This is a genomic window from Pseudomonas sp. NLJ1, from assembly GCF_049486705.1.
GTDB lineage: Bacteria > Pseudomonadota > Gammaproteobacteria > Pseudomonadales > Pseudomonadaceae > Aquipseudomonas > Aquipseudomonas inefficax.
Map to the genome: position 1 here is coordinate 3,074,908 of NZ_CP137735.1, position 26,831 is coordinate 3,101,738.

Here is a 26,831-nt window from a genome sequence, read left to right on the forward strand (position 1 = left end):
GGCCTCTTCGCGGGTAAACCCGCTCCCACAGGTTCTCCGCCGCCCTCAAGACTCACGCCACACCTGTGGGAGCGGGTTTACCCGCGAAGAGGCCCGCACAGGCAGCGAAAATCCGGTTTTTCTGTTTCACTGTCAGCATCCATTGCGAAGACAAGAGCCAGCCAGATGACCGAATCCCCTCAGCGCACTGCCTTCTCCCACTTCCACCCCATCCTCACCCGTCCCCAGGACAACGACCTGAACGGCCACATTGCCGGTGCCACCGTGCACGGCTTCTTCGAAACCGCCATCCAGGCGTTTCTTGTCGAACAGGCCGACCTGGACCTGCGTGACGGCGAGCTCGCGGCCTTCGTGGTCAGTTCGGCGGCGGATTTCTACGCGCTGCCAGGCTTCCCGGATGTGCTGGAAGTGGGGCTGGGGGTGGCGCGCCTGGCGGGCAGCACGGTGGAGTACCGCCTGGCCCTGTTCCGCCCAGGGGAGCCGGAGGCGTGTGCAGCAGGCACGGTGGTGCAGGTGTTCATCGAACGGGCCAGCGGCCGGCCAGTGGCCTTGCCACAGACGCTGCAGGTGATCCTGTCTGGTGTACTGCAGGAACAGCAGGCATGAAAAAGCCCCGCTGGCAGGGGCGGGGCTTTTGTTGCCGGGGCAAGGCCCTCAGGCGTTAGTCGCGCCAGTGGCGCTTGTGCTTGCGATGGCCGTAGTGGTGGCCACGGTCCCAGTGGCGACGGTCGTCGTCATAACCACGACGGTAGCGGCGGCCTTCGTGGTAATCGTCTCTGTCGGCCTCTTTACCCATGTAGTTACCCAGTGCGCCACCGGCGCCACCGCCGGCTGCCGCGCCAATGTAGCTACCGGTAGTACCGCCCACGGAGCGGCCGACCACGTTGCCGCCTGCGGCGCCCAATGCGCCACCGATGGCTGCCTCACCACGCTGGTGCTTGTCGGCACCGACCGCACTGCCAGCTGCGCCGCCCAGGCCAGCACCGATCGCGCCGCCTGTGCTACCACCAATGGACTGGCCCACGACAGAGCCCAGTACCCCACCCAATGCGCCGCCAATGCCGGCCTCGGTGGTGCCGCCTGCCATGGCAACGCCGCTGAGCAAGCTGAAAGACAACAACAGTATCGAGGAGTACTTCTTCATCAAGAAAGCCTCATAAGGATGACGAGGCGATTTTTGAGCCTTACAGGCGCGCCTGGCAACGGAAATCCGACGAGTAACACGAGTTGTACACAATTCTCTAACTTACTGTATTTACTGTGAAACTTTATCGTTTTTTCGCTGTCTTAAACCTTTATGACGAAGCCCTGAACCACATTGGAACAGGGCTTTTTTCGTTTTTGGCGGCACGGCTTCTGGCCTCTTCGCGGCTAAAGCCGCTCCCACAGGGATACCACTGCTCTCAGGCCTTGTGATTTCCCTGTGGGAGCGGCTTTAGCCGCGAAGAGGCCGGCGCATTTCTAGAGGATACGCCCGTCGTCCCGCGCCCGCTCCAGCTTGATGGCAATGAACTTCGACGTCGGCGTATGGCTGCCATCGCCAATGCTTTCCAGCGGCACCAGCGGGTTCACTTCCGGGTAGTACGCCGCCGCCTGCCCGGCCGGGATGTCGAACGCCAGCAGGGTGAAACCGTGCACACGGCGTACATGCCCATCCCCCCACAACGACACGATGTCGACCTGCTGCCCCGGTTGGAAACCCAGGCGGATGATGTCGGCTTCGTTGACGAACAGCACCTCGCGCTGGCCACGCACGCCACGGTAGCGGTCGTCCAGGCCGTAGATGGTGGTGTTGTACTGATCGTGCGAGCGCATCGACTGCATGATCAGGTCCGGCACCTGGCCGCTGGCGCGTACACGTTCGTCAAGCAGCGTGTCGGGCAGCAGGTTGGCCTTGAAGTTGGCGCGGCCGGTGCTGGTCTTCCATTCGCGGCTGGCGGCGCTGTTGCCCAGGTAGAAACCGCCCGGCTCGCGCAGGCGCTGGTTGAAGCCGCTGAAGCCGGCGATGGTGTCGCCGATCAGCTCGCGAATACGGTCGTAGTCAGCCACCAGCCAGTGCCAGTCCACAGGCTTCTTGCCCAGGGTGGCGGCGGCGATACCGGCGATGACCGCCGGCTCCGAGCGCATCTGCGTCGACAGCGGCTTCAGCTGGCCATTGGAGGCGTGAACCATGCTGAACGAGTCTTCTACCGTTACCGCCTGTGGCCCTTCGGCCTGCAGGTCGATGTCGGTGCGCCCCAGGCACGGCAGGATCAGTGCCTGCTTGCCATGCACCAGGTGGCTGCGGTTGAGCTTGGTGCTGATGTGCACGGTCAGCTCGCAGTTGCGCAGTGCCTGGGCGGTGCGCTCGGTGTCTGGCGTAGCCTGGGCGAAGTTGCCGCCCAGGCCGATGAATACCTTGGCCCGGCCGTCGAGCATGGCGTGGATTGCCTCGACGGTGTTGTGGCCGTTATGCCGAGGCACGGGGAAGCCGAAGCGCTGCTCGATGGCATCCAGCAGGGCCACCGGCGGGCGCTCGTTGATGCCCATGGTGCGGTCACCCTGCACGTTGCTGTGGCCACGCACCGGGCACAGGCCGGCACCTGGTGCGCCAATATTGCCGCGCAGCATCTGCAGGTTGACGATTTCCTGAATGGTCGGCACCGAGTGGCGGTGCTGGGTAATGCCCATCGCCCAGCACATGATCACCCGCTTGCCACGGCAGTACATGCGCGCGGCCAGTTCGATGTCTGCCAGCGCCAGGCCGGACTGGGCCTGGATGTGCTCCCATGGCGTGGCGTCCACTACCGCCAGGTAGTCGTTGATGCCGTGGCCATGTTCAGCGATGAAGGCGTGGTCGAAGACTGCCGGTTCGCCGTTGGCCTGGGCTTCGCGTTCCCATTGCAGGACGAACTTGGCCATGCCGCGCAGCATCGCCATGTCGCCGCCCAAGGCCGGGCGGAAGAATGCGGTGTTGGTCGGCCGGTCGCTGTTGGTCAGCATTTCCAGCGGGTTTTGCGGGTGCTGGAAGCGCTCCAGGCCACGCTCCTTGAGCGGGTTGATGCACACCACCTGGGCACCGCGTTTTACCGCATCGCGCAGCGGGTCGAGCATGCGCGGGTGGTTGGTACCGGGGTTCTGGCCCCAGACGAAAATCGCGTCGGCGTGCTCGAAGTCGTCGAAGGTGACGGTGCCCTTGCCGACCCCGATGCTTTGCCCCAAGGCCACGCCACTCGCCTCGTGGCACATGTTCGAGCAGTCCGGGAAGTTGTTGGTGCCGTAGGCTCGCACGAACAACTGGTACAGGTACGCTGCTTCGTTACTGGCGCGCCCCGAAGTGTAGAACTCGGCCTGGTCAGGGCTGGCCAGCTTGTTCAGCTCGCGAGCGATCAGGGTGAAGGCGGCGTCCCAACTGATCGGCTGGTAGCGGTCGCTGAGTGCGTCATAGACCATCGGCTCGGTCAGGCGCCCCTGGTACTCCAGCCAGTAGTCGCTCTGCTGCAGTAGCGAAGTGACGCTGTAGCGGGCGAAAAAGGCGGCATCGACGCGGCGCTTGGTCGCCTCCCAGTTCACTGCCTTTGCACCGTTCTCGCAGAACTTGACCATGCCGCTTTCCGGCGAGTCGCCCCAGGCACAGCCGGGGCAATCGAAACCGCCGTTCTGATTGGTCTTGAGCAGCGCGCGAATGTTCTTCAGCGCGTTATCGCTGCCGACCCAGGCCTTGGCCACGCTGCGCAACGCACCCCAGCCACCGGCGGGGCCGTGGTAGGGCTTGTAGCGAGGGGAGGAGGCTGGGGCGTTTTCCGGGAGGTGTTGGTACGAGGTCACGACAGTTACGACTCCGCCGCTGGGCTGTAGACCCGCGGTACGCTGTGCTTGGGCAGATGGATAAGGTTGAGGTTGTGCTTGCGCGCCCATTGCAGGGCAAGGCCGGTGGGCGCCGACAGGCTGACAAGGGTCTGGATACCGGCCCGCAGCACCTTCTGGATCAGCTCCAGGCTGCAGCGGCTGGTGACGATGGCCAGGCCGCCCTGGCTGTCGATGCCCTGGCGCAGCAAGGCGCCGATCAGCTTGTCGAGGGCGTTGTGCCGGCCGATGTCTTCGCGGCCGAGCAGCAGTTCGCCATGGCGGTCCATGAACAGCGCCGCATGCACCGCGCCGCAGTGCTGGCCGAGGGGCTGGAAGGCATCGATGCGCTCACGCAGGCCGACCAGCCACTGCGCCGGTGGCAAGGGTGCGCCAGGCAGTTTGGCCAGCTCTGGCAGTGCCTGCTCCAGCGCTTCGACCCCGCACAGGCCGCAACCACTGGTGCCGGCCAGTTGACGGCGCTGGTTTTTCAGGTTCCAGAACGCACGGCTGGAAATCTCCAGGTCGGCATACATTGCCGAGCCGCTGCCGGAGAGTTTCAGGTCGTAGATTTCCGTGGTGCCTTCCACTATGCCGCTGCCGACACTGAAACCAACGGCGAAGTCTTCCAGGTCGGTGGGGCTGACCAGCATCACCGCCTGGTTCAGGCCGTTGTAGACAATGGCCAGGGCCACTTCTTCGGCCAAGGGCGTGCTGTCGCGCCTGGCGTCGCTGAGCTGGACGTAATCGTAGGTGTTGCTGGCGGCGGGCATGGACAAGGGCGATGAGGCCGCGCAGACCGGAGGCTTGCTTTTCATCGGGGCGATATCGGGCTATCGGCAGCTCTTTGATAGCACAAGCCTAGGCGTGTGGGCCGGCGGCGTCTAATCGCTAGGGTCTATGCCTTGATAGACCGCGTCGATTGGTCGCACGGGGGCGCAAGGGGAAAAGCTGGCCTAGACTGCTGTGTCCAAGGTTTCGTCAACAAGGAGAGCGCTATGAGCTTGTTCAGTTTCGTCAAGGAAGCGGGCGAGAAGTTGATCGACCTGCTGACCCCCGGCAATGCCAATGCCGAAGAGCAGCTGAAGAAACACGTGGAAAGTGTCGGCCTGGGCAACCCGAACATCACGGCCACTGTAGAGGGTGACACGATCATCCTCAAGGGTGAGGTGACCAGCCAGGAGGAGAAGGAGAAGATCATCCTGGCGGCGGGCAACATCGCCGGGGTTGCCAGTGTCGATGACCAGATCACCGTGACTGGCCCGGTAGCCCAGGCCGCGCGGTTCGTGACGGTGGAGAAGGGCGATACGTTGAGCGCCATTTCGAAGAAGGTGTATGGCGACCCCAACAAGTACCAGAAGATCTTCGAGGCCAACAAGCCGATGCTCAAGCACCCGGACAAGATCTACCCGGGGCAGGTGTTGCGTATTCCTGACTGATCTCTGCAGCCTATTCGCGGGCTCGCCCGCTCCCACAGGGATCACACACAGTTCAAACCTGTGGTGAGCCTGTGGGAGCGGGTTTACCCGCGAAGAGGCCCGTGCAGGCCTACCAACAATTCCCGGTAATCCTCGACCGCCTCAAACTCTTCGGTATCCCGCGGCCCGGCCTGGCTATCCGGCTGGCGCACCGCCAGCAGGTGCCCCACGCCAAACCGCCGCGCACTGCGCAGAATCGCCAGGGTGTCATCGATGAACAGGCTGCGCTCCGGTTCAAAGCCGATGTCCGCCTGCAATGCGTCCCAGAATTGCGGGCTTTCCTTCGGGTAGCCATAGTCATGCGAGCTGATCAGCCGTTCGAAATACGGCGCCAACTCCACCCGCTCCAGCTTCAGCGACAGCGAATCCCGATGCGCATTGGTGATCATCACCACGCGCTTGCCCGCGTTGCGGATAGCTGCCAGGAAGGTATCGGCATCCGGTCGCAGGGCGATCAGGTCGGCGATTTCCTGTTTCAGCTCGCGGATGGGCAGCCGCAGTTCGCGGCTCCAGAAGTCCAGGCAATACCAGTTCAGCGTGCCGGCATTGCGTTCGAACAGCGGCTGCAGCTCCATTTCCGCCATGGCCCGGCTTACCCCGTGCAGCTCGGCATAGCGCTGGGGCAGGTGGTCCAGCCAGAAGCGGTTGTCGTAATGCAGGTCAAGCAAGGTGCCATCCATGTCCAGCAGGACGGTATCGATGGCAGACCAGGGAAGAACAGGCATGGGAAACTCTCGATCAGTCGGCAAGCCACGGTATAGTAACCCGTTCACGCCAAGGAGCCGCCCCATGCGCCAGAAACCCACCGTCCTCAGCCGCGAAATCGTCGCCAGCAGCCGCCTGTTTCGCGTCGAAGCCGTGCAATTGCGCTTCAGCAATGGCAACGAGCGTACCTACGAGCGCCTGGTGGGCCGGGGTAATGGCTACGGCGCGGTCATGATCGTGGCCATGCTCGATGCCGAGCACGCGGTGCTGGTGGAGGAATACTGCGGCGGCACCGACGAATACGAGCTGTCGTTGCCCAAGGGCCTGATCGAGCCGGGCGAGGATGTGCTGGCGGCAGCCGACCGGGAGCTCAAGGAAGAAGCCGGTTTTGGCGCGCGCCAGTTGGAGCACCTGACCGAGCTGTCGCTGTCGCCGGGCTACATGAGCCAGAAGATTCAGGTGGTGCTGGCCAGCGATCTTTACGAGGAGCGCCTGGAGGGCGACGAGCCGGAGCCGATGCGGGTCGACAAGGTCAACCTGCGCGAACTCTCGGCCTTGGCCATGCACCCGCAGTTCACCGAAGGTCGGGCGCTGGCAGCGCTGTACCTGGCCCGTGACCTGCTGATTCAGCGGGGGCTGCTGGAAGCATGAACGACCTGCAACTGATGCACGAAGTGGTCAGGCTGGCCCTTGCGGCTGGCGAGGCGATCCTGCCGTTCTGGCGCGCCGATGTGGCCGTGACCAACAAGGCCGACGATTCGCCGGTTACCGCCGCTGACCTGGCGGCGCACCGGGTGATAGCCGATGGCCTGCTGGCGCTGGCGCCGCAGATCCCGGTGCTGTCCGAAGAGGACAGCAACATTCCGCTGGCCGAGCGCCAGGGCTGGAGCCGCTGGTGGCTGGTCGATCCGCTGGATGGCACCAAGGAATTCATTGCCGGCAGCGAGGAGTTCACGGTCAACATCGCCCTGGTCGAAAACGGTGAGGTGGTGTTTGGCGTGGTGTCCATGCCGACCAAGGGGCGCTGCTACTTCGGCGGTCGCGGGTTGGGCGCCTGGCGTGCGGAAACGGGTGAGACTGCCCAGCCGATCCAGGTTCGCAGCGCACCGCCGGCGGGGGGGCGTTTCACCGTGGTTGCCAGCCGTCGCCATTCCAGCCCGGAACAGGAAGCGCTGTTGGCCGGGTTGGGGGCTGCGGTGGGTGACCTTGAGCTGGCCAATATCGGCAGTTCGTTGAAGTTCTGCCTGTTGGCTGAGGGTAGCGCCGATTGTTACCCGCGCCTGGCGCCGACTTCGCAGTGGGATACTGCGGCGGCACAGGGGGTGGTGGAAGGGGCTGGTGGTGAAGTGATCGGGCTGGATGGCCTGCCGTTCCGGTACCCGGCGCGGGATTCGTTGCTCAATCCGCATTTCCTGGCGTTGCCGGCAAAAGCTGCGTGGCGCCAAGCTTTCCTGAACCTGATCTGATCGCCGCTTCGGCACGATCTTGTGGGAGCGGCCTTGTGTCGCGAAAGGGCCGCAGCGCGGCCCCAGTGTTCATAGTTCGCCGCCTATTTTTCTGGGGCCGCTTTGCGGCCCTTTCGCGACACAAGGCCGCTCCCACAGGGATCGTGCCAGCCTGTTACCAAGTGGTCCGTGTCAGCGGTGCAGCACGTACTGGCCGCTGAATTTCACCGCAGGCTCGTCACTACCGGCATTGCTCACCGTGGTCTCCAGCGTCAGCCGCGCCCGCCCACGGCGCTGGTACAGGGCCAAGAACCGCTCCCAGGTCTTCTCATCCGGCGCCGCACAGCGCGCCACCGCTGCCCCGGTAACTGGCAACGGATAACTGATCTGCCCTTCCTGGATGACAATATGCCCGTCATCGATACCCGACTCGCGCAGGCGCAGGTGCAGCCAGCCCCAACCCACCAGCACCGCGGCGCAGTACAGGCTGCCGCCGAACATGGTGCTCTTGTGGTTGACGTTGGCCGCCAGCGGCAATTGCAGGCGCAGGGTGTGCTGCTGCCAATCGAGCACTTCCAGGCCCATCTCGCGGGTCAGGGGGATGTCGCCGTGCAGTACGGACTGCAGGTACTGGCTATCGGTGTTCATTAACGATTGTCCTCTTGATCATCATGCCCGCCGCTACCGCCGTCGAAGCTCAAGCCATGCTTGCGCAGCTTGTCGTGCAGGGTCTTGCGGGGGATGCCCAGCGCCTCGGCAAGGCTGCGCATGGAGCTGTGTGGCTGGGCCAGTTCGGCAGCGATCAGCGAGCGTTCGAACTGCTCGACCTGTTCGCTGAGGTTGCCGCTCGGCATCGGTACCGCAGGCATTGCCGCAGGTGGCGCCTGGCCGTCCAGTGCCAGCTCCAGGCCAAGGGCGAAACGCTCGGCGGCGTTCTGCAACTCGCGTACGTTACCGGGCCAGTCATGGCGCAGCAGCATGGCGCGCTGGACCGGCTGCAGGGCGTGCGGCGGCAGGCCATGGCGCTGGCTGGCGGCGTCGGCGAAGTGCTGGAAAAGCACCAGGATGTCATCGCCGCGTTCGCGCAACGGCGGAATACGCAGCGGTGCCACGTTCAGGCGGTAATACAGGTCGGCGCGGAAACGCCCCTGGTCGGCCGACTGGCGCAGGTCCTCCTTGGTCGCGGCGATGATGCGGATGTCCAGCGGGATCAGCTGGTTGCCGCCCAGGCGCTCGACTACCCGTTCCTGCAGCATGCGCAGCAGTTTCACCTGCACGTCCAGGCTCATGCTTTCGATTTCGTCGAGGAACAGCGTGCCGCCGTTGGCGAACTCGAACTTGCCGATGCGGCGTTTTTGCGCGCCGGTGAACGCCCCGGGCTCGTGGCCGAACAGCTCGCTTTCGACCACCGACTCGGCCAGTGCGCCGGCGTTGATCGCCACGAACGGCCCGTCGCGGCGGCTGGACAGGTCGTGCAGGGCACGAGCCACCACCTCTTTGCCGGCACCGGTCTCACCCAGGATCAGCACGTCGGCGCGGGTGCCGGCCAGGGCGCCGATCTGCTCGCGCAGGCGCTGCATGGACGGCGACTGGCCCACCAGGCGGGTGGCCAGTTGCTGGCGGTCGCTCAGGGCCAGGCGCAAGCTGCGGTTGTCCAGCACCAGGCGGCGCAGGGCCAGGGCGCGGCGCACGCTGTCCAGCAGGGCGTCGCTGGCAAAGGGTTTTTCCAGGAAGTCATAGGCGCCGGCGCGCATTGCCTGCACCGCCAGCGGCACATCGCCGTGGCCGGTAATCAGCAGTACCGGCAGCTCGTTGTCACGGCCGTGCAGTTGTTCCAGCAGTTGCAGGCCATCGATGCCTGGCATGCGGATGTCGCTGACCACCACCCCCGGCCAGTCAGCCTCGATGCGTTCGGCCAGGCCCTGGGCATCGGCCAGGGCGACCACCTTGAGCCCGGCCAGGTCCAGGGTCTGGCTCAGGGCCTGGCGCAGGTGCGGGTCATCATCGACCAGGATGACCTGGGCTCGGCTGTCGATCAGTGTCTCGGTGGTCATGCCGAGGGGTCCTCCGAATTGGGCAAAGTAGCGCCAGGTGCGGCCACACGCAGCTGCAGGGTCAGCAGTGCGCCACCTTCCGGGTGGTTGGCCAGCAGCAGTTCACCACCCAGGGCGCGCATCAGGCTCTCGCAGATGGCCAGGCCCAGGCCCAGGCCCTGGGTGCGGGTCTTGGTGGTGAAGAACGGCTCCTTGGCGTGCTCCAGGGCCTGGCGGCTGAAGCCGGGGCCGTTGTCGCGAATGTACAGGTAGACGCAGTCATCGCGCTGCTCGGCACTTAGCCACAGGCGGCGCGGGTTGGCCTTTTCGGTCAGGGCGTCGAGGGCATTGGCCAGCAGGTTGCCGAGCACCTGGCGCAGGCGGGTTTCGCCGGCCTGTACCCACAAGGTGGCTTCCGGCAGGTCGCGAATCAGCTCGACGGCCATTGCCCGACGGCGCTTGGCCAGCAGCGCCAGGGCATCGTCCAGGGCCGGCTGCAGGGCCACGCTCTCCGGGGCATGGCGGTCACGGCGGGCGAAGGCGCGCAGGTGAGCGATGATCGAGGCCATGCGTCCGGTCAGCTCGCCGATCAGCTTGAGGTTGCCGCGGGCGTCTTCGATACGCTGGTGGTCGAGCAGGATCTCGGCGTTTTCCGCGTAGCTGCGGATGGCGGCCAGCGGCTGATTGAGCTCGTGGCTGATGCTGGCCGACATGGTGCCAAGCACTGACAGCTTGCCGGCCTGCACCAGTTCGTCCTGGGCGCGCACGGCCTCCTGTTGGGCGTTCTCGCGCTCCAGCACGGCGCTCTTGAGCCGGGTGTTCAGGCCTTCGAGGTCGGCGGTGCGCTCGGCCACGCGCTTTTCCAGTTCCTGGCGGCCGCGCGCCTCGAAGTCGATGCGGTCGATGTAGTGGCGGCGCCGCTGCATCACCAGGCCGGCCAGCAGCATCAGCACCAGCAGGGTGCCAGCGCCGATGGCCATCACGGTTTGCACCGAACGGTCGACCAGCGTGCGGGGTGCGAGGATGCTGACCTGCCAGCCGGTTTCCTTGATGTCGCGGGTTTGGGTGATCCAGGCGTCCTGGTTGAGCACCAGCGGCTGCGGGGCTTGGGTCGGGTAGGGCTGGATGGCGATGATGGCTTGGCGCTCGGCCTCGGTCAGCGCGCGGGTCGCGCGGAAGCGCCAGTCCGGCTGCGAGGTCAGGATGACCACGCCATTGTGGTCGGTCAGCAACAGCTGCTCGGGGGTGCGGCCCCACAGGGTTTCGGTGTGGTCGAGATCGACCTTGACCACCAGTACGCCAACGATGCGCTCGCGGTCATGCACGGCGGCGGCAAAGAAGTAGCCGCGCTTGGCCGATGTGGTGCCCTGGCCGAAGAAGCGCCCCAGGCGGCCGGCCATGGCTTCGTTGAAGTAGGGGCGGAACGCGAAGTTGCGGCCGACGAAGCTGTCGCGCTTGTCCCAGTTGGAGGCCGCCAGGGTGTTGCCGCTGACGTCCATCAGGTACATCACCTCGGCGCCAGTCTGCTGGACGATGTCCTTGAGCAGGCGGTTGGCGTTGGTCACTGCTTCCAGGCGCAACGGGTCGGCCAGTACCCCGCGCAGCGCCGGCAGGTCACCAAGTATCTGCGGCAAGGTTTCGTAGCGGTGCAGGGTACCGAGCAGGTTGGCGACGTACAGGTCGAGAGTCTGGCGGTTCTGCGAGGCCAGTTCTTCCTGGTAGTAGCGTTCGGCCAGGTGATGCAGGGGCCACAGTAACGGGGCCAGGCACAGGGCCAACAGGGCCAGGCTGCGCCAGCGGGGACGGCGTGGGGGCGTGGGTTTTGCAATCATCACGTAAAGGCGCCAGAAAAGTCTGCCGCAATTATGCGCTAGTTAAGGCAGCAGTTCCGCCTCTGCCAGCGGCAGGCCGAGCTTGTCCTTGTCCGACAGCACCGGTGGCTGCTGCAGCCCCCAGTCGATGGTCAGTGTCGGGTCATCCCAGCGGATGCAGCGGTCGGCGCTCGGGTTGTAGTAGTCGGTAGTCTTGTAGAGGAACTCGGCCGACTCGCTCATCACCGCAAAGCCATGGGCGAAGCCGGGTGGGATCCACAACTGGCGATGGTTGTCGGCCGACAGCTGTACCGCGACCCATTGGCCGAAGGTTGGCGAGCTCTTGCGCACATCCACGGCAATATCACGGATTTCCCCGTGCACCACGCGCACCAGCTTGCCTTGGGTGTTTGCCACCTGATAGTGCAGACCACGCAGCACACCCTTGATCGAGCGCGAGTGGTTGTCCTGGACGAACTCGACATTCACGCCGGTTTGCCGGGCGAACTCGCGGGCGTTGAACGCCTCGAAGAAAAAACCACGGCTGTCACAGAACACCTTCGGCTCGATGATCAGTACATCAGGAATTGCGGTGGGGATGATGTTCATGGTGGTGCGCTTGCCCGTTTTGCTCATGTATTGACCCTAGCCGGTCTGGCCCGTTTTTTCCGCCTAGGGCTTCAACGGCATGCACCAGGGCTGGCTATGGTTGATGTCGTGCCGCAGTGGTTCGCGGCCAGCGATGCGTCTGTATCGATTGTTATCGATTTATTTGCCTCAGGCTTTACTGTTTTCCCGATTTTCGGGCTTCTAATATCGATATATATCGGTTATAAATTGACAAACGCCCCAGCACAGTCCGGCTCAGGGCCATCACAGAGGTCAACCATGAAAACCCTCAACTCCACTCCCCGTGCCGATGGTTTCCACATGCCCGCCGAGTGGGCCCCGCAAACCCAGGTGTGGATGGTCTGGCCGGAGCGCCCGGACAACTGGCGCCTGGGTGGCAAGCCAGCGCAAGCTGCCCATGTGACCCTGGCGAAGGCCATTGCCCGTTTCGAGCCAGTAACCGTCGCGGTTTCGGCTGGCCAGTACGAAAATGCCCGCCGCCAGCTCGACCAGCCGAACATCCGTGTGGTCGAGATCAGCAACGACGACGCCTGGGTGCGCGACACCGGCCCGACCTTCGTCATCAACGACCAGGGTGAAGTGCGTGGCGTGGACTGGGGCTTCAATGCCTGGGGCGGCTTTGACGGCGGCCTGTACGCACCGTGGAACCGCGACGAGGAACTGGCGGCCAAGGTGCTGGAAATGGAGCGATGCCAGCGCTACCACACCGAAGGCTTCGTACTCGAGGGCGGCTCGATCCATGTGGACGGCGAAGGCACCGTGATCACCACTGAAGAATGCCTGCTCAATCGCAACCGCAACCCGCACCTGAACCGCGAGCAGATCGAAGCGGTGCTGCGCGATCATCTGGCGGTGGACACCGTGGTCTGGCTGCCGGATGGCCTGTACAACGACGAGACCGACGGCCACGTCGACAACTTCTGCTGTTACGTGCGCCCGGGTGAAGTGTTACTGGCCTGGACCGATGATTCCAACGACCCCAACTATGCCCGCTGCCATGCTGCCATGGAGGTGCTGAAGAGCACCCGCGATGCCAAGGGGCGTGAGTTCATCGTGCACAAGATGCCGATCCCGGGCCCGCTGTTCGCCACTGCCGAAGAGTGTGCCGGTGTCGATCAGGTGGCCGGCAGCCAGGAGCGTGACCCATCGGTGCGCCTGGCCGGCTCGTACGTTAACTTCCTGATCGTCAACGGCGGCATCATCGCGCCAAGCTTCGACGACCCGGCAGATGCCGAGGCCAGAGCGATCCTGTCGAAGATCTTCCCCGACCACGAAGTGGTGATGATCCCTGGTCGCGAGCTGTTGTTGGGCGGTGGCAACATCCACTGCCTGACCCAGCAGCAGCCGGCGCCGGTCAAGCGTTGAGCGCTCGGTGAATGAAGGGGCCCGTCACATGACGGGCCTTTTTGTTTCCGGGGCTGTCCGCAGGCCTGTGCTGGCATATGTTTTGTATTGTTTTCAGTCAGATAGCTCGGCCATGCCGCGCTCTCGGATCTGTAACAATCCTTACGTAGATTAGCCGCTCACGGGCCAGGGAGTACGTGTAGAAATGAACGCAGCAAGTGAGTCGGCTTTGCGCCCATCGGCAGTGAATCACCAATCGCTCAGGCTTGTGGCGAAGTGGTTGAAACACCATGGAAGCATCAGGGTCAGGACGACCGACCCACGACGTCTGCTTGCCGGACGATATCCCCAAGGGCTGATCAGCGAAGCAGAAATGCAGGCGCTGATGGCGGTTTGGCACTGATCGAATCGGTATTACCTGTACCGGCCTCTTCGCGGCTAAAGCCGCTCCCACAAGTACCCAACTGGGCTCGATACATGTGGGGTACCTGTGGGAGCGGCTTTAGCCGCGAAGAGGCCGGCACAGGCGCTAGAGATCAGAAGCTGTAGCTGCCAGTCACCACCAGGCTACGCGGGTCACCCACCTGGATCTGTGCCGCACTGGTCGCCGAGCTGTAATAGGTCTTGTCGGCAATGTTGCTCAGTGCCGCCCGCACATCCCAGTCATGCGTGCGGTACCCGGCCAATGCATCCCAGCGGCCATACCCCGGCAGCACCGTGGTGTTCTGGTTGTCCGCATAACGCTCGCCCACCAGCGTCAGGCCGGTTTCGGCGTACCAGCCCAGCTCCGGTTTCCAGGTCACGAACAGGCTGCCGTTGCGCTTTGCCACGTCATTGATGCGGTTGCCTTCCTGGCCGTTGTTGTCCTTGACGATGGTCGCGTCCTGCAGGCCGATACCACCACGTACATACCAGTTGCCGACGATGTTGCCGGTGGCGGTCAGCTCGATGCCGCGTGAACGCTGCATGCCGCTGAGCAAGATGTTTTCCGGGACCAGCGGATCGCGGGTGCGGCGGTTGTACAGCTCCAGCTCGTAGATGGCAAGGGTGGTGGTCAGGCGTTGGTCGAGCCAGTCGCTCTTCACGCCGATTTCCTTCTGGCGGGTTTCTTCCGGCTTGGCGTCGTTACCGTTGCCCTTTGCGCCCGGAATGATGCCGATCAGACCGCCGCCAACCGGCGAGAAAGTCTTGCTCCACGAGGCGTAGAACGAATGGTCGCGCCACGGTGTGTAGACCACACCCAGGCGTGGGCTGGTGCTGTTGCTGTCCTGTGTTTCGCGCACGCCATCCTTGTTGGTGGTTTCCACTTTGAACTGGTCGAAGCGTACGCCAGCCAGGATTTGCCACTGATCGTCCAAGCGGATCTGGTCTTGCAGATAAAGGCCGCGGCTATCGACCACGGTATGGTTGTCACTAAACAACGTCATTGGGCCATTGAGCTGCTGGTCGCGGCCGGGCTTGCCCAGGCCCTGCAGCTTCTGGTCGACCGCTTTATACAGCACCGGGTCGCGCTTCTGGTTGCCGAATTCCAGGCCCAGCAACAGCTTGTGCTCCAGGCCCAGGGTGTCGAAGTCGCCCTCGGCCTCCAAGGTGTTGAACAGGTTGCGGGTGTTCAGGTCCTGCTGCCAGCGCTGGCGGGTCAAGGTGTCTGTGTTGGCGTTGTAGCCTGTGACGTAGGTGTTGTCGAACTCACTGTCCAGCTTGAACAGGCCCAAGGTATGGCGCAGCTGCCAGGTTTCGTTCAGCTGATAGTTCAGGCGCGAGCGCAGCGACTGGGCACGGTCGTCGATGTAGTCGCGCTGGTCGCCATAAGTGGTGCTGCGGCTGACATCGGCCGGGCGACCGTTGACCCCCGGGACGCCACGATCCGGGGTGCGGTTGTAGCGGCTGTACTCGTATTGCACCAGCCAGTTCAGGTCGGGGCTGACCTGCCACATGATCGACGGGGCGAACAGTTGGCGGCTGCCATCGATACCGTCGCGGAAGCTGTTGTTGTCCTGGTTGCCCATGTTCAGGCGCAGGCTGACGGTGTCGCTGGGGTCGGCACTGAGGTCGGCATACAGGCTGCGCAGGTCTTCGCTGCCGGCCTGCGCCTCGATGCTTGAACGGCGGCCGGGCTCCGGCGCCTTGCTCACCCGGTTGACGATACCGCCCTGGCTGCCACGGCCATACAGCACCGCTGCCGGCCCCTTGAGTACTTCGACCCGCTCGATGTTATTCAGGTCGCGGATGTACTGGCTGTCGTCGCGAATGCCGTCCAGGTAGAAGTCGTTGCTGGCTTCGAAGCCGCGAATGCGCACGCTGTCGAAGCGGGTGTCGGCACCGCTGCTGACGTTGGGAATGCCTTCCAGCGCTTTGCCCAGGGTATGGCTGCCGTAGTCCAGCACGTTGACGGTCTTCACCGTGTCGATGGCCTGCGGCACGTAGCGCACCGGCGTCGAGGTGCGGGTCGCGGTGCTTACCTCCTTGACCTGCGGGTTGTCCTTTTCGCGATCGCTGTCGGCGTTAACCGACAGTTCCGGCAGGGTGGTGGTGGCGGCACTGGCCAGGCTGGCGCTGAACAGCAGCGACAGGCCAAGCGCCAGGGGTGAAAGACGGCAGGGTACAAGCATGGGGACATCCGGATCGAGCAGGTGAAAAAGAGATGCGGATGGTAATGCTTGCCATTTGCTATTGCCCGAGTGTTTGTAAAGGGTTGTCATTACATCTGTGTCAGGTTGTTACAGCTCCTGCCCTGTCGCCTTTCCCTGTAGGAGCAGCCTTGCGCTGCGAAGGCGCCCTGACAGGAAAATTGTCCGTTCGATCAAAAGGCTATTTCCTACACAAGATAAATTCTCCGCTGATAGCGCGAACCTGCATGGAAATGCACCAGAGCCGCCGGCGATTTTGGTTATATCAACCTGCATTTCACGAGTTTTTGACATTTGTAATCGCACACGGCTAGGATTCGGCCAACGCCTGCTGGCCATGATTTTGGCCATGCTGCTGCCAGAGGCCGCCGTGTTGTTATCGGCAGGCCTTCCAGTCTGGATCCGCATAGCGTCGAACCTACGAAGGGGCGTTGGTTCCTGGCGTCATATTGCAGAGCGTTTTTGATTAGGAAATAAGGAAAACAACATGTTGAAAACCAGGATCAGCCTGGTCGCCCTGGCGATGATCGCCGCGACCCAGGCACAGGCCAATGATCAGGCCGACAGCAAAGGCTTCATCGAGGACAGCCACGCCAACGTCCTGCTGCGTAACGCCTACATCAACCGCGACAAGAAACACGGCACCGACGACCAGATCGAATGGGGCCAGGGTGTCATCGCCAACTTCTCCTCCGGCTTCACCCAAGGCACCGTCGGTGTCGGCGTCGATGCATTCGGCCTGTACGCCGTGCGTCTTGACGGCGGCAAGGGCCACAACGGTGGCGCCGGTGTCGACTTCTTCAAGCCTTCGGACTTCAAGGACGAGAACGGCAACGCCAACTCGCCGCACAACCTGGCCCGTGGTGGCGCTGCAGTGAAGTTCCGCATCTCCAACACCGTGCTCAAGTACGGTGACCAGATGCCGGCACTGCCAGTACTGCAGTACGACGACGCCCGTCTGCTGCCAGAAAGCTTCACCGGTACCCTGATCACCTCCAAAGAGATCCAGGGCCTGGAACTGAACGCCGGTCGCTTCACCCAGGAAGCGCGCAAGAGCGCCGAGCGCCGTGACGGCGGCGGCCTGAAGTCGATCAACGTCTTCGGCGGTAGCTACAAGTTCACCGACAACTTCACCGCTTCGTTGTACACCGCCGACAACGAAGATGTGATGAAAAAGCACTACCTGGGCTTGAACTACGTCTTCCCGATCGCCAACGACCAGTCCCTGACCTTGGACTTCAACGGCTACAAGTCGGACATCGACAACAAGTTCGTCAAGAGCGCCGAACTCAACGGCGACTCCAACACCATCTGGAGCCTGGCAGCCACCTACGCGTATGGTGCGCACTCGTTCACCATCGCCCACCAGCGCAGCACCGGCAGCACCGGCTACAACTACGGCTGGTACCAGAACGCGGGTGGCGTGGGTGACGGTGGTTCGACTATCTACCTGGCCAACTCGTACTGGTCCGACTTCAACGCCGAAGACGAGCGCTCCTGGCAGCTGGGCTACGGCCTGGACTTCGGTGCCTACGGCATCCCGGGCCTGACCTACAAGCTGGCCTACGTGGTGGGCGACAACATCAACACCCGCAACGTCGCCAACCCGCAGGGCTTCGGTGAAGGTAAAGAGCGCGAGATCTTCAACCAGATCCGTTACGTGGTGCAGGACGGCCCGGCCAAGGACCTGTCGATCAAGCTGCGTAGCTCGTTCGTGCGTACCAACAACGCCGTGCAGCAGAACGGTTACAACGACGACGGCAACGAAGTTCGCGTATTCGTCGAGTACCCGATCAGCATCTTCTGATCCTGATCTGATGGCCTAGGGGCTGCTTTGCAGCCCATCGCGACACAAGGCCGCTCCCACATTGACCGGCATGCGCAGGACCATTGTGGGAGCGGCCTTGTGTCGCGAAAGGGCCGCAACGCGGCCCCAGGCTTTCATGCCGTCTCCACCACTTCCTTGCGCCGCACCCCGGCAACCTTCACCTCTCCCTCCCCAGTCTCCGGCGCAAAGCTGTCACTACGCGCCATCCGCCACATCCGCGCATAAAACTCGCTTTCAATCGAGCCACTGAGCAATTCGCCAGGCTTGAGGAACGTGTGCAGGTCCGAGAACAGCCCGATTTCGCTGGAGCTGATACGCCGTGCCAGATGCTTGGGCTTGAGCTCCGCAGGATGTTCCAGGCCCGCAGCAGCCAACATTTCGGCCAGCGCATGCAGCGTGTTGCGGTGGAAACTGGCTACCCGTTCGGCCTTGTCTGGCACCACCAGGGCGCGCTGGCGCAACGGGTCTTGCGTAGCCACGCCGGTCGGGCATTTGTTGGTATGGCAGCTCTGCGACTGGATGCAGCCAATGGCGAACATGAAGCCACGCGCGGAGTTGACCCAGTCCGCCCCGATGGCCAGCACGCTGGCGATGTCGAAGGCGCTGACGATCTTGCCCGCTGCGCCAATGCGGATGCCGGCGCGCAGGTTCAGGCCGACCAGAGTGTTGTGCACGAACATCAGGCCCTCGCGCATCGGCACGCCCATGTTGTCGCTGAACTCGCGTGGCGCCGCCCCAGTGCCGCCTTCCTTGCCATCGACGACGATGAAGTCCGGAGTGATGCCAGTGGCCAGCATAGCCTTGGCAATGCCCATGAATTCCCAAGGGTGGCCCAGGCAGAATTTGAACCCCACCGGCTTGCCGCCCGACAGCTCGCGCAGGCTGGCAACGAACTGCAGCAACTCGACCGGGGTGCGGAAGGCACTGTGCGCCGCCGGCGAGATGCAATCCTCGCCCTCGCGCACGCCACGGGTTGCGGCAATCTCGGGGCTGACCTTGTGCCCTGGCAGGATGCCGCCGTGGCCCGGCTTGGCGCCCTGGCTGAGCTTGATCTCGATCATCTTCACCTGTGGCGAGCGTGCCTGCTCGGCGAAGCGCTGCGGGTCGAAGCGCCCGTCCTCGGTGCGGCAGCCGAAGTAACCACTGCCGATTTCCCAGATCAGGTCACCGCCATGTTCGCGGTGGTACGGGCTGATGCTGCCTTCGCCGGTGTCATGGGCAAAGCGGCCCATGCGTGCACCGCGGTTCAGGGCAGCGATAGCGTTGGCACTGAGGGCACCGAAGCTCATGGCCGAGATGTTGAAGATCGACGCCGAATAGGGCAGGCGGCATTGCGGCCCGCCAATGGCGATGCGGAACGACGCCGGGTCTGGCGTGGCCACTGGCAGCATGGAATGGCTGATGAACTCGAAGCCGGGCTTGTAGGCATCGTTGAGGGTGCCAAAGGCTTTCTCGGCGCTTTCGTTCTTGGCCCGGGCATAAACCAGCGAACGCTGCGAACGGGAGAACGGTAGCTTGTCGTCGTCGCCCTCGATCAGGTACTGGCGGATTTCCGGGCGGATGGTTTCGATCAGGTAGCGGATGTTGCCCAGGATCGGATAGTTGCGGCGCACGGCGTGGTGGCTTTGCCGCAGGTCGTTCAGGCCGACCAGGCTGAGCAGCGCGGTGATCAGCGTCAACGGCCACAGCCAGGCATGCTGGGGTAGCAGCGGCAGGCTGGCGAAGGTGAACAGCAGGCAGAGGGCGAGGCAGGCGTAGCGGCTGGGTAGAGAGTGTTTCATGGGTCCATCGCAGGCAGGATGACCGGGCCTAGGATAGGCAAAGGTGGGGAGGGGAAAACCTGGGTAATCGGTAAAAGACTGTTACTTGAATGTAGGGCTCTGTACATGGCTCAAGGCCGATGCGGTCCATGTGGGAGCGGCCTTGTGTCGCGAAAGGGCTGCGCAGCAGCCCCAGAATTCGCAGCCATAGCGAAGATCGCTGGGTCTGCTACGCAGCCTTTTCGCGACACAAGGCCGCTCCCACAAAAAGGTGTTAGCGAGGCAATAACACGCTAACCCGCAACCCACCCCCCTCGCGGTTCGCCAGCAGCAACTCGCCCCCATGGCTGGTGGCAATCCGCTGAGCAATACTCAACCCCAGCCCATACCCCCCGGAAGCCTGGTTGCGTGACCCCTCACCGCGCACGAACGGGTCGATGATGGTCGCCAGCAGGCTCGGCGCAATCCCCGGCCCGCGGTCATCGACATGGATGAACACCCCCGTGGTCGCCTGTTCCAGCGTGACCGAAACCTCTTTGGCATAACGCAACGCATTGACCAGCAGGTTCTGCAGGCAGCGCTGCAGCAGCAGGGCATCGACCCGCAGGCTGCCCGCCCGGCCATGCACCGGCAGCGGCTCTTCGGCAGTGGCCAGCTCCGCGCACTGGCGCACCACCAGCCGGTTCAGGTCTACCTGCTGCAAGTTCTGCTGCTCCCCCGCGCGCAGGTAATCGAGTACCTGGCCGATCATGTCGTCCATCTGCGTGATGTTCTGCCGCAGGCGCTGCCGGTGTTCGTCGTCCGGCAGGCGCTCCAGGCGCAGGCGCATGCGCGTCAGCGGGGTGCGCAGGTCGTGGGACACGGCGGCCAGGAAGTAGGCCTTGTCATTGACCATCGCGATCAGCCGCTGCTGCATGGCATTGAAGGCCTGGGCCGCCTGGCGTACTTCCTCCGGGCCATCCAGCGCCAAAGGCGGCTGCTCGAGGTTGCTACCAAGACCGCGCGCGGCATCGGCCAGGCGTCGCAACGGGCGCAGGCACAGGCGCACGGCGATCAGGCACACCAGCAATACCGCGACGATGCGCAGCGCGTACACCCGCAACAGATAATCGCTGATCAGCACCCAGGCCGACTCGCCGCTCCAGCCTTGCAGTTCCTGGCCCTCGATGGTCAGCCAGTGCCCATCGGCCAACGGCACCGCGAACTGCAGATGCGCCTGGGCGGTGCGCAGGCCGAACAGGCTGCGCCAGACGATCGCCTGGCCCTGTTCATCGGTCAATTGCACCTTGATCAGGCGCACGTCCTGGGCATGCCCCAACTCGTACTCGAGGGCCTGGTGCAGCAACAGCTCGACGCGCCTGCGCCCGCGGCGCTCGTCCTGCACCGGCGTGGGTAGGGTTTCGCTGCAACGCAGTTGGTAATGCGCTGGCGCCTGCAGTGCACCGGCGCGGCAGTCAGCCTGGGCGATCAACGGCGCGCTGCGTGCGGCGATGAGCCGGACAGGGGCCTCGAGTACCTGGGCAAAACGCACATCGAACCAGATGCTGCTGGACATCAACTGGACCAGCACGGTGCCGCTGACCATTATCAGCAGCAGCTGGCCGAACAATGTGCGTGGCCATAGCCGGCGCAGCCAGCGCATGTCAGGCATCGGCCCCGTTGGCGGCGATGCTCAGCAAATAGCCTTCGTTGCGGATGGTGAGAATTTGCGCGGCACCCGCCGGAGCGTGGCGCAGGTGCTGGCGCAGGCGGCTGACGCACATGTCCACCGAACGGTCGTCGGGCAGGTGGTCGCGGCCGAACGCGCTGCGCGTCAACTGGTCGCGCGACACCACGCGGTTGTTGGCTTCCAGCAGTTCGCGCAGTACGCGGTGGTCGGAGCGGGGCAAGGTCAGGGTCTGGCCATCAGGGCGGGTGAGCAGGCGCTTCATGTGTTCCAGGCGGAAGCCGGCGAACAGCTGGGCATCTTCTACCGGCTCTGCGGCGGGTGCATCCAGGCGTTGCGGACGGCGCAGCACGGCCTTGATCCGGGCGATCAGCTCGCGTGGCTCGAACGGCTTGGCCAGGTAGTCATCGGCACCCACTTCCAGGCCGATGATGCGGTCCAGCGTGCTGCCCTTGGCCGACAGCATGATTACCGCCAGCCCGGGCGTGGCTTGCAGCTGGCGGCACAGGCTGAGGCCGTCCTCGCCCGGCAGCATCAGGTCGAGCACCACCAGCTCCACCTTGTGCCGGGCCAGTTGCTCGCGCATCTGCTCGCCGTCAGCTGCTGCCAGCACGTTATAGCCGGCATCTGTCAGGTAATCACAAAGAAGTTCGCGGATCTCGTCGTCATCATCGACAACAAGCAAAGTTGTGCTCATGCAGAAAAACACCTGTTCGGTGAGGGCCGGTGGCGCTCGTTACGTTCGATTACATCCCCGTACAAGCCGGGTCTGGAGCCCGGGGGGCCGATCCCTAGAATCCTAACAAAAAATCATCTGCAAATACGAAGCCTTCCCAAATGAACTCCGAGAGCACCCCGAACGCCTTCTCCTCCATCAGCCGAGGCGGCACGCGCCTCAAACCGCTGGCCCTGTTCATTGCCGTGGCCGTCAGCGGTGGCGCGATGGCTGCCGACAGCAAGCCCCTGGAGCTGGACGCCACGCAGATCGAAGACAGCGCCCTGCTGCCTGCCGACGAAGCCGGCCAGCTGGGTTACACGGTCGAAAGCACCCGCAGCTCCACCGGCCTGGCGCTGACGCCGCGCCAGACGCCGCAGTCGGTCACCACCATTACCCGCCAGCAGATGGATGACCGCGACATCCACACCATCGAGCAAGCGCTGGAAACCACCCCAGGTGTGACCGCGAGCAAGTCCGAAGTGGGCGGGCGTACCGACTACCGTGCCCGTGGTTACTCGATCAGCAACTGGAAGGTCGATGGCCTGCAGTTCCAGGGTGGCTCCGACTTCAGTGGTGGCGGCAACGCGCTGAACATGGACCTTTACGAGCGCATCGACATCGTGCGCGGCGCCAATGGCCTGCTGGGCGGTACCGGCGACCCGTCGGCCACCGTCAACCTGATCCGCAAGGCGCCGACCAGGACGTTCGGCGGCAGCGCCTATGCCACCTACGGCAGCTGGGACAAACGCCGCCTGGGCGCCGACCTCAACCTGCCGCTGTCCGAAGACGGCCGCCTGCGTTCGCGCTTCGTGATGACCCAGCAGGACGCCAACTCATTCCGCGACAACCAGTCCGAGCGCTCCCGCGCCGCGTTGGCCAACTTCGAGTTCGACCTGGACGACGCCACCACCCTCGGTGCCGGCTACCAGTACGAGTACAACAAGATTGTCGGCGGTGGCTGGGGCGCGAACATCCCGATCTGGTACCGCGATGGCAGCAAGACCGACCTGCCGCGCAGCACCAACGTGGTACCCAGCTGGAGCTTTGGCGAGTACACCACCCGCACCGCGTTCGGCTCGCTGGAGCACCGCTTCGACAACGATTGGACGCTGGACCTGAAAGCCGCCCAGAGCACCGCCGAAACCCTCAACCACCGCGGCCTGGCCAAGGTCAACTCGGCGGGCCGAGGCAGTTACGGCGGCTACTGGGACCAGGATGGCAGCGGTGCCGTGCTCAACGGCCTGCACAGCTCCACCGACACCACCCAGCAGTCGGCGCAGATCGACCTGTCCGGCCCGTTCCAGCTGTTCGGCCGTAGCCACCAGGCGATGGTCGGCTACAACGACAGCCGCACCGTGGCCTGGTCGCCGGAATACACCTGCACCATGGTTGGCGACGGCATGGCCAGTTCGCCTGCGCTGGGGTGCCAGTTCCGCGCCAACAACGGCTTCCCGCTGACCGACTGGCACAATGGCGTGGATGACGACTACAACATCATCGCCTCGCGCACCGGCCGCCACAGCAAGACCACCACCCGCCTGCAGGGCATGTACGCGGCAACCCGCCTGAGCATCACCGACCCACTGTCGGTCATCCTCGGCGTGCGCACCAGCAACTACTCGGCCACCACCCGCAGCGTGGCTGGCGCACGTACCAGCCAGGAAGAAAACGGCATCGTCACCCCGTACCTGGGCGCGGTGTACGACCTCAACGACAACTACTCGCTGTACGCCAGCTACACCGACATCTTCACCCCGCAAACCGCTGAAACCAGCAGCGGCAGCAAGGTCGAGCCGATTCGCGGGCAAAGCTACGAGACGGGTATCAAGGGAGAGTGGTTCGATGGCCGCTTGAACGCCTCGGCGGCGTACTTCCGCACCAAGCAGGAAAACAAGGCAGTGCTCGACGGCGACCTGACCACGCCCACCGGTGGCGACGCCTACAAAGCCGGTTCCGGCCAGGAAACCGACGGTATCGACCTGGAAATCGCCGGCGCCCTGACCCCCAGCTGGAACGTGTACGCCGGCTACACCTACCTGCACTTCCGCCGCGTCGACAGCGACGGCCGCAGCGACCCATCGCACCTGTTCAAGGCCTCGACCACCTACCGCCTTTCCGGCCCGCTCGACCGCCTGACCCTGGGCGCCGGGGTGACTGCGCAGAGCAACATCCGCGCAATCTCCAGCCCGGCGGGCCAGCCGAGCAATGGTGTGAGCACCGGTGCCACTGATGTGAACTGGTCCGGTTATGCCATCTGGAATGCCATGGCCAAATACCAGCTGACCGACGACACCAGCGTCAGCCTCAACGCCAACAACCTCTTCGACAAGCATTACTACACCCGCTATGGGTTCTATGCCGGGGCGATTTATGGTGACCCACGCAACCTGTCGCTGACGGTCAGCACAGCGTTCTGATCAAACGCACCTGGGGCTGCTGCGCAGCCCATCGCCGGCAAGCCGGGCTCCCACCGCTACTTTGGGAGCAACTGCCTTGCTCAATTTCTAACAGGTGGCGCGATCCCTGTGGGAGCGGGCGCGCCCGCGAACACGGGCGAAGCCCGTGCCATCCACCACAGCACCTGATTCGCTGGGGCGGCGCCAGGCTCAAACCATGCGCTGTACCTGTGGTAGATGGCCCAGCCCTTTGGGCTGCGCTGTCGCGTAGATAACTGAAATTGCAAGCAATCCGCGTACCCTGTGGGAGCGGCTTTAGCCGCGAAGAATCCAACGCGGTGCATGCCACCGGCTGCGCCGCTGTTCGCGGCTAAAGCCGCTCCCACAAGGCCCCTGCTAATTCAATGAGTTATGTGCAGTTCTATGAGAGCCCGGCTTGCCGGCTATGGGCCGTAAAGCTGCCCTATTTCACCTAGGGCCAGTCCCTTGCTCGCGATCAACCGGCTTCTCCAGCCGATCCTCGAAACTGTCCCAGTCCTCACCAAACAGTTCCACCGGGTGCATGGTGCGACTCGCCCCATTGCCACAGGCCAATGCCTTGGCCGGGCAATACAGGTCGCAGCCCCAGCAGATGCGCTCCGGGTGGCTGGGGTTTGTGGGGAACTTCTTGGCCATGGTCAGCTTCCCTCAGGACTATGTCCCAAACCTATACCTCGGCCCGCTATTCAGCTTGATCGACATCAATATCCAGGTGACCCTCAGCGGAGCGCATATTCCGGATCCAGATATCTGCTTGACAGATATCTGGATCCGGAATAATTTGTAGGCACCTTGGTACGCCGAGACAACACGATGCGAGTGATTACGAAAGCGGCGGTTACCAAAGCCATCGAAGCTCACGCCCAGTGGAAAGCCCCCCTGAGCCTGTGGCTCACGACCTTTGATAGGGGGACGCTGCGCTTCGAGTCTTTTGAGCAGCTAAGGGATACGTGGTCTACCGCCTCTGGCTGGAACGTTGACCGCATTCCTTGTTCAAAACTCAGGCCCTCCAGCCGAAAAGGGCCGCTTGATGTCTATGTGTTCGATATCAAGAAAAACGAATGCCGTCTGATCGCATGGCTCAACACACGAACGGGCACCCTCTATATCAAGGCCATTCTGTCGCACGCGGAGTACGACAAGTGGTGCAAGAGCGATGTCAGGTAGCCGCCTGGCACTTGCCCAAAACCTACCGATTCGACAGGTGACAACCATGAAGCGGGATAAAATCGAAGCCAATGGACTAGATGCCTTCATCGCTAATATTTCACCCATGCTGGATGGCCTGAACGCCCAGATGGCAACCATGGCCCAGCTTCTTGCTGCCTGCCATGACCCCATCAAGGACGATGCTGAGCTCCAGGCGCGGATGGCATTGATCGATGAGCTCTACTCGCATGCCGACAGCGAAGGTCACGCAGCAGCGCGCTTTGCGGAGATGGTGGCGGATCGTGTCTACGAGTATGAGAGTGAGTCGGTACTCGTGCCGTTTGCGAGCCAGGCCGAAGCGTTGGCCTTCCTGCTGTCGGACAGGGGCGTGAAGCAGAAGGACCTTGCCTCGATAGCGACCCAGAGTGCGGTTTCAGAGATTCTGAACAACAAGCGGAAGATGACGGTTGCCCAGATAAAGGGCTTTGCTGAGTTTTTCAGCGTACCGGTTGAATTTTTCATGCATGGGGTGGTTTGAAATCGGTAGGGGCGCTGGGACGGGACACAGAAAGCAAAAAAGGCCCACCTTTCGGTGAGCCTTTTTTGATACTGCGTATGGTGCCGGCACCAGGAATCGAACCCGGGACCTACTGATTACAAGTCAGTTGCTCTACCATCTGAGCTATACCGGCAATGGGGCGTCATTATAACGATCGGTTGGCGCCTGTAAACCACTTCGTTGCGAATGTTCGCAAATGACCTAAGTCACCGACCTGAAAGAAGAATTTTCCTACCAGCCGCGATGGATGGTGGTGACGCTCGGCTCGGTTTTGCCCGGGTTGAAGAACAGCTTGTCGTTGTCGCAGCCACGCTTGCGGCAGGGGCTTTCGGTGCGCAGGGGCAGGCCGTTGTCGCCGCCCAGCTGCATGGCGGGGTGGTTCCAGCCCAGGCTGCTGGTGGGGTGGGGCGCGGTGCCGCTGGCGCAGCCGGTCAGGGCCAGGGCAAGGGTCAGCAGGGCGAGGGGCTTGGTCTGGGTCACGATGGTCGGGTCCGTTAGTCCATGTCGGTTCTGGCGCAACGCCAGAAGGTCGCGGGGCTGGCGGGCAGCGCGCGACGTCACTTTTTAATGATTTGGGGGGCGGATGATACACCGTAGGGCGGGATCAGCGGTGAAGCTTTAGCTTTATTGTTGCCTGTTCAGGCCTCTTCGCGGGTGAACCCGCTCCCACAGGTATATCACTGTTCTCAAGCCTTGTGAGATTCCTGTGGGAGCGGGTTTACCCGCGAAAGGGCCATCAGCTGTACGAAGATTCTGAACTAGGGGGCTAATGGCTTCAGCGTTTGGATGCTTCGGAACTATCCTACGGGCGCCGC

24 protein-coding genes and 1 tRNA gene are annotated in these 26,831 nt (G+C 63.3%); 10 read left to right on the forward strand and 15 right to left on the reverse strand.

Going from position 1 to position 26,831, the window contains the following annotated elements; genetic code table 11:
* Positions 1-165: 165 nt before the first annotated feature.
* The gene (locus tag R9B85_RS13790) at positions 166-606 is read left to right on the forward strand and encodes an acyl-CoA thioesterase (RefSeq protein WP_112251320.1); all 441 of its coding nucleotides are present in this window, start codon (positions 166-168) and stop codon (positions 604-606) included.
* 55 nt (positions 607-661) lie between these two features.
* Here the strand turns inward: R9B85_RS13790 and R9B85_RS13795 are convergent, their stop codons facing one another.
* From R9B85_RS13795 to fdhD, 3 genes are all read right to left on the reverse strand, one after another.
* Complete coding sequence (locus R9B85_RS13795) at positions 662-1,144, reverse strand: glycine zipper domain-containing protein (protein ID WP_112251322.1); 483 nt, start codon at positions 1,142-1,144, stop codon at positions 662-664.
* Between the two features lie 317 nt (positions 1,145-1,461).
* On the reverse strand, positions 1,462-3,807 hold the full coding sequence (locus tag R9B85_RS13800; RefSeq protein ID WP_423770300.1) for an FdhF/YdeP family oxidoreductase: 2,346 nt from the start codon (positions 3,805-3,807) through the stop codon (positions 1,462-1,464).
* Positions 3,808-3,812: 5 nt separating this feature from the next.
* Positions 3,813-4,643, reverse strand: coding sequence for a formate dehydrogenase accessory sulfurtransferase FdhD (fdhD, locus tag R9B85_RS13805; RefSeq protein WP_313857480.1), 831 nt, complete (start codon positions 4,641-4,643; stop codon positions 3,813-3,815).
* Positions 4,644-4,823: 180 nt separating this feature from the next.
* Between fdhD and lysM the strand changes: the two genes are divergently transcribed.
* Positions 4,824-5,264: a peptidoglycan-binding protein LysM gene (gene lysM, locus R9B85_RS13810; RefSeq protein WP_215521029.1), complete on the forward strand. Its 441-nt coding sequence runs from the start codon at positions 4,824-4,826 to the stop codon at positions 5,262-5,264.
* A gap of 83 nt (positions 5,265-5,347) precedes the next feature.
* Here lysM and yrfG read toward each other — a convergent pair whose 3' ends face one another.
* Entirely contained in the window at positions 5,348-6,028 is a 681-nt protein-coding gene (gene yrfG, locus R9B85_RS13815) for a GMP/IMP nucleotidase (RefSeq protein WP_112251329.1), read from the reverse strand.
* A gap of 64 nt (positions 6,029-6,092) precedes the next feature.
* Between yrfG and nudE the strand changes: the two genes are divergently transcribed.
* Positions 6,093-6,659, forward strand: a complete 567-nt coding sequence (gene nudE / locus R9B85_RS13820; protein ID WP_015268611.1) for an ADP compounds hydrolase NudE — start codon at positions 6,093-6,095, stop codon at positions 6,657-6,659.
* Complete coding sequence (gene cysQ, locus R9B85_RS13825; protein WP_112251331.1) at positions 6,656-7,474, forward strand: 3'(2'),5'-bisphosphate nucleotidase CysQ; 819 nt, start codon at positions 6,656-6,658, stop codon at positions 7,472-7,474. Before nudE ends, cysQ begins: the two co-directional genes overlap by 4 nt.
* Before the next feature lie 171 nt (positions 7,475-7,645).
* Here cysQ and R9B85_RS13830 read toward each other — a convergent pair whose 3' ends face one another.
* The 4 genes from R9B85_RS13830 to rfbC are packed head-to-tail and all read right to left on the reverse strand — an operon-like array spanning position 7,646 to position 11,906.
* Positions 7,646-8,101, reverse strand: a complete 456-nt coding sequence (locus R9B85_RS13830; RefSeq protein WP_112251333.1) for a YiiD C-terminal domain-containing protein — start codon at positions 8,099-8,101, stop codon at positions 7,646-7,648.
* A complete protein-coding gene (locus tag R9B85_RS13835; RefSeq protein WP_112251335.1) occupies positions 8,101-9,507 on the reverse strand; it encodes a sigma-54-dependent transcriptional regulator in 1,407 nt (468 codons plus the stop codon). The genes R9B85_RS13830 and R9B85_RS13835 overlap by 1 nt, the downstream gene beginning before the upstream one ends.
* Positions 9,504-11,318 (reverse strand): sensor histidine kinase, encoded by a 1,815-nt coding sequence (locus R9B85_RS13840; RefSeq protein ID WP_207879670.1) that lies wholly within the window; start codon positions 11,316-11,318, stop codon positions 9,504-9,506. The genes R9B85_RS13835 and R9B85_RS13840 overlap by 4 nt, the downstream gene beginning before the upstream one ends.
* A gap of 42 nt (positions 11,319-11,360) precedes the next feature.
* The gene (gene rfbC / locus R9B85_RS13845; protein WP_112251601.1) at positions 11,361-11,906 is read right to left on the reverse strand and encodes a dTDP-4-dehydrorhamnose 3,5-epimerase; all 546 of its coding nucleotides are present in this window, start codon (positions 11,904-11,906) and stop codon (positions 11,361-11,363) included.
* A gap of 279 nt (positions 11,907-12,185) precedes the next feature.
* On the opposite strand from rfbC, the gene aguA reads away from it, so the two are divergent.
* Entirely contained in the window at positions 12,186-13,292 is a 1,107-nt protein-coding gene (gene aguA, locus R9B85_RS13850) for an agmatine deiminase (RefSeq protein ID WP_112251339.1), read from the forward strand.
* Between the two features lie 184 nt (positions 13,293-13,476).
* Positions 13,477-13,674 (forward strand): hypothetical protein, encoded by a 198-nt coding sequence (locus R9B85_RS13855; RefSeq protein ID WP_080563721.1) that lies wholly within the window; start codon positions 13,477-13,479, stop codon positions 13,672-13,674.
* A 133-nt stretch (positions 13,675-13,807) separates the two neighbouring features.
* Here the strand turns inward: R9B85_RS13855 and R9B85_RS13860 are convergent, their stop codons facing one another.
* Positions 13,808-15,883, reverse strand: a complete 2,076-nt coding sequence (locus tag R9B85_RS13860; protein WP_423770301.1) for a TonB-dependent receptor — start codon at positions 15,881-15,883, stop codon at positions 13,808-13,810.
* A gap of 505 nt (positions 15,884-16,388) precedes the next feature.
* On the opposite strand from R9B85_RS13860, the gene R9B85_RS13865 reads away from it, so the two are divergent.
* Positions 16,389-17,708: an OprD family porin gene (locus tag R9B85_RS13865; protein WP_112251343.1), complete on the forward strand. Its 1,320-nt coding sequence runs from the start codon at positions 16,389-16,391 to the stop codon at positions 17,706-17,708.
* 134 nt (positions 17,709-17,842) lie between these two features.
* Here R9B85_RS13865 and R9B85_RS13870 read toward each other — a convergent pair whose 3' ends face one another.
* The 3 genes from R9B85_RS13870 to R9B85_RS13880 form a co-directional block, all read right to left on the reverse strand.
* Positions 17,843-19,510, reverse strand: coding sequence for an FMN-binding glutamate synthase family protein (locus tag R9B85_RS13870; RefSeq protein ID WP_112251345.1), 1,668 nt, complete (start codon positions 19,508-19,510; stop codon positions 17,843-17,845).
* 253 nt (positions 19,511-19,763) lie between these two features.
* A complete protein-coding gene (locus R9B85_RS13875) occupies positions 19,764-21,131 on the reverse strand; it encodes an ATP-binding protein (RefSeq protein ID WP_207879662.1) in 1,368 nt (455 codons plus the stop codon).
* Between the two features lies 1 nt (position 21,132).
* Complete coding sequence (locus R9B85_RS13880) at positions 21,133-21,852, reverse strand: response regulator (protein ID WP_112251347.1); 720 nt, start codon at positions 21,850-21,852, stop codon at positions 21,133-21,135.
* Positions 21,853-21,992: 140 nt separating this feature from the next.
* Here R9B85_RS13880 and R9B85_RS13885 point away from each other — a divergent pair, with 140 nt between their 5' ends.
* Entirely contained in the window at positions 21,993-24,290 is a 2,298-nt protein-coding gene (locus R9B85_RS13885) for a TonB-dependent siderophore receptor (RefSeq protein WP_112251349.1), read from the forward strand.
* A 447-nt stretch (positions 24,291-24,737) separates the two neighbouring features.
* Here R9B85_RS13885 and R9B85_RS13890 read toward each other — a convergent pair whose 3' ends face one another.
* On the reverse strand, positions 24,738-24,944 hold the full coding sequence (locus R9B85_RS13890) for a DUF3079 domain-containing protein (RefSeq protein WP_112251351.1): 207 nt from the start codon (positions 24,942-24,944) through the stop codon (positions 24,738-24,740).
* 177 nt (positions 24,945-25,121) lie between these two features.
* Between R9B85_RS13890 and R9B85_RS13895 the strand changes: the two genes are divergently transcribed.
* Entirely contained in the window at positions 25,122-25,475 is a 354-nt protein-coding gene (locus R9B85_RS13895; RefSeq protein ID WP_112251353.1) for a type II toxin-antitoxin system HigB family toxin, read from the forward strand.
* Positions 25,476-25,521: 46 nt separating this feature from the next.
* Positions 25,522-25,995, forward strand: coding sequence for a helix-turn-helix domain-containing protein (locus R9B85_RS13900; RefSeq protein WP_061550697.1), 474 nt, complete (start codon positions 25,522-25,524; stop codon positions 25,993-25,995).
* Positions 25,996-26,073: 78 nt separating this feature from the next.
* On the opposite strand, the gene R9B85_RS13905 is transcribed toward R9B85_RS13900, so the two are convergent.
* Both R9B85_RS13905 and R9B85_RS13910 read right to left on the reverse strand, forming a co-directional pair.
* Positions 26,074-26,149 (reverse strand) — tRNA-Thr (locus R9B85_RS13905).
* A 98-nt stretch (positions 26,150-26,247) separates the two neighbouring features.
* Positions 26,248-26,496 carry a hypothetical protein gene (locus tag R9B85_RS13910; protein ID WP_112251364.1) on the reverse strand — a complete coding sequence of 83 codons (249 nt, stop codon included), beginning with the start codon at positions 26,494-26,496 and terminating at the stop codon, positions 26,248-26,250.
* Positions 26,497-26,831: the final 335 nt, after the last annotated feature.

Coding starts and splice junctions, on each gene's coding strand:
- R9B85_RS13790 (WP_112251320.1), top strand. CDS start 166: ATGACCGAATCCCCTCAGCGCACTGCCTTCTCCCACTTCCACCCCATC.
- R9B85_RS13795 (WP_112251322.1), bottom strand. CDS start 1,144: ATGAAGAAGTACTCCTCGATACTGTTGTTGTCTTTCAGCTTGCTCAGC.
- fdhD (WP_313857480.1), bottom strand. CDS start 4,643: ATGAAAAGCAAGCCTCCGGTCTGCGCGGCCTCATCGCCCTTGTCCATG.
- lysM (WP_215521029.1), top strand. CDS start 4,824: ATGAGCTTGTTCAGTTTCGTCAAGGAAGCGGGCGAGAAGTTGATCGAC.
- yrfG (WP_112251329.1), bottom strand. CDS start 6,028: ATGCCTGTTCTTCCCTGGTCTGCCATCGATACCGTCCTGCTGGACATG.
- nudE (WP_015268611.1), top strand. CDS start 6,093: ATGCGCCAGAAACCCACCGTCCTCAGCCGCGAAATCGTCGCCAGCAGC.
- cysQ (WP_112251331.1), top strand. CDS start 6,656: ATGAACGACCTGCAACTGATGCACGAAGTGGTCAGGCTGGCCCTTGCG.
- R9B85_RS13830 (WP_112251333.1), bottom strand. CDS start 8,101: ATGAACACCGATAGCCAGTACCTGCAGTCCGTACTGCACGGCGACATC.
- R9B85_RS13835 (WP_112251335.1), bottom strand. CDS start 9,507: ATGACCACCGAGACACTGATCGACAGCCGAGCCCAGGTCATCCTGGTC.
- R9B85_RS13840 (WP_207879670.1), bottom strand. CDS start 11,318: ATGATTGCAAAACCCACGCCCCCACGCCGTCCCCGCTGGCGCAGCCTG.
- rfbC (WP_112251601.1), bottom strand. CDS start 11,906: ATGAACATCATCCCCACCGCAATTCCTGATGTACTGATCATCGAGCCG.
- aguA (WP_112251339.1), top strand. CDS start 12,186: ATGAAAACCCTCAACTCCACTCCCCGTGCCGATGGTTTCCACATGCCC.
- R9B85_RS13855 (WP_080563721.1), top strand. CDS start 13,477: ATGAACGCAGCAAGTGAGTCGGCTTTGCGCCCATCGGCAGTGAATCAC.
- R9B85_RS13860 (WP_423770301.1), bottom strand. CDS start 15,883: ATGCTTGTACCCTGCCGTCTTTCACCCCTGGCGCTTGGCCTGTCGCTG.
- R9B85_RS13865 (WP_112251343.1), top strand. CDS start 16,389: ATGTTGAAAACCAGGATCAGCCTGGTCGCCCTGGCGATGATCGCCGCG.
- R9B85_RS13870 (WP_112251345.1), bottom strand. CDS start 19,510: ATGAAACACTCTCTACCCAGCCGCTACGCCTGCCTCGCCCTCTGCCTG.
- R9B85_RS13875 (WP_207879662.1), bottom strand. CDS start 21,131: ATGCGCTGGCTGCGCCGGCTATGGCCACGCACATTGTTCGGCCAGCTG.
- R9B85_RS13880 (WP_112251347.1), bottom strand. CDS start 21,852: ATGAGCACAACTTTGCTTGTTGTCGATGATGACGACGAGATCCGCGAA.
- R9B85_RS13885 (WP_112251349.1), top strand. CDS start 21,993: ATGAACTCCGAGAGCACCCCGAACGCCTTCTCCTCCATCAGCCGAGGC.
- R9B85_RS13890 (WP_112251351.1), bottom strand. CDS start 24,944: ATGGCCAAGAAGTTCCCCACAAACCCCAGCCACCCGGAGCGCATCTGC.
- R9B85_RS13895 (WP_112251353.1), top strand. CDS start 25,122: ATGCGAGTGATTACGAAAGCGGCGGTTACCAAAGCCATCGAAGCTCAC.
- R9B85_RS13900 (WP_061550697.1), top strand. CDS start 25,522: ATGAAGCGGGATAAAATCGAAGCCAATGGACTAGATGCCTTCATCGCT.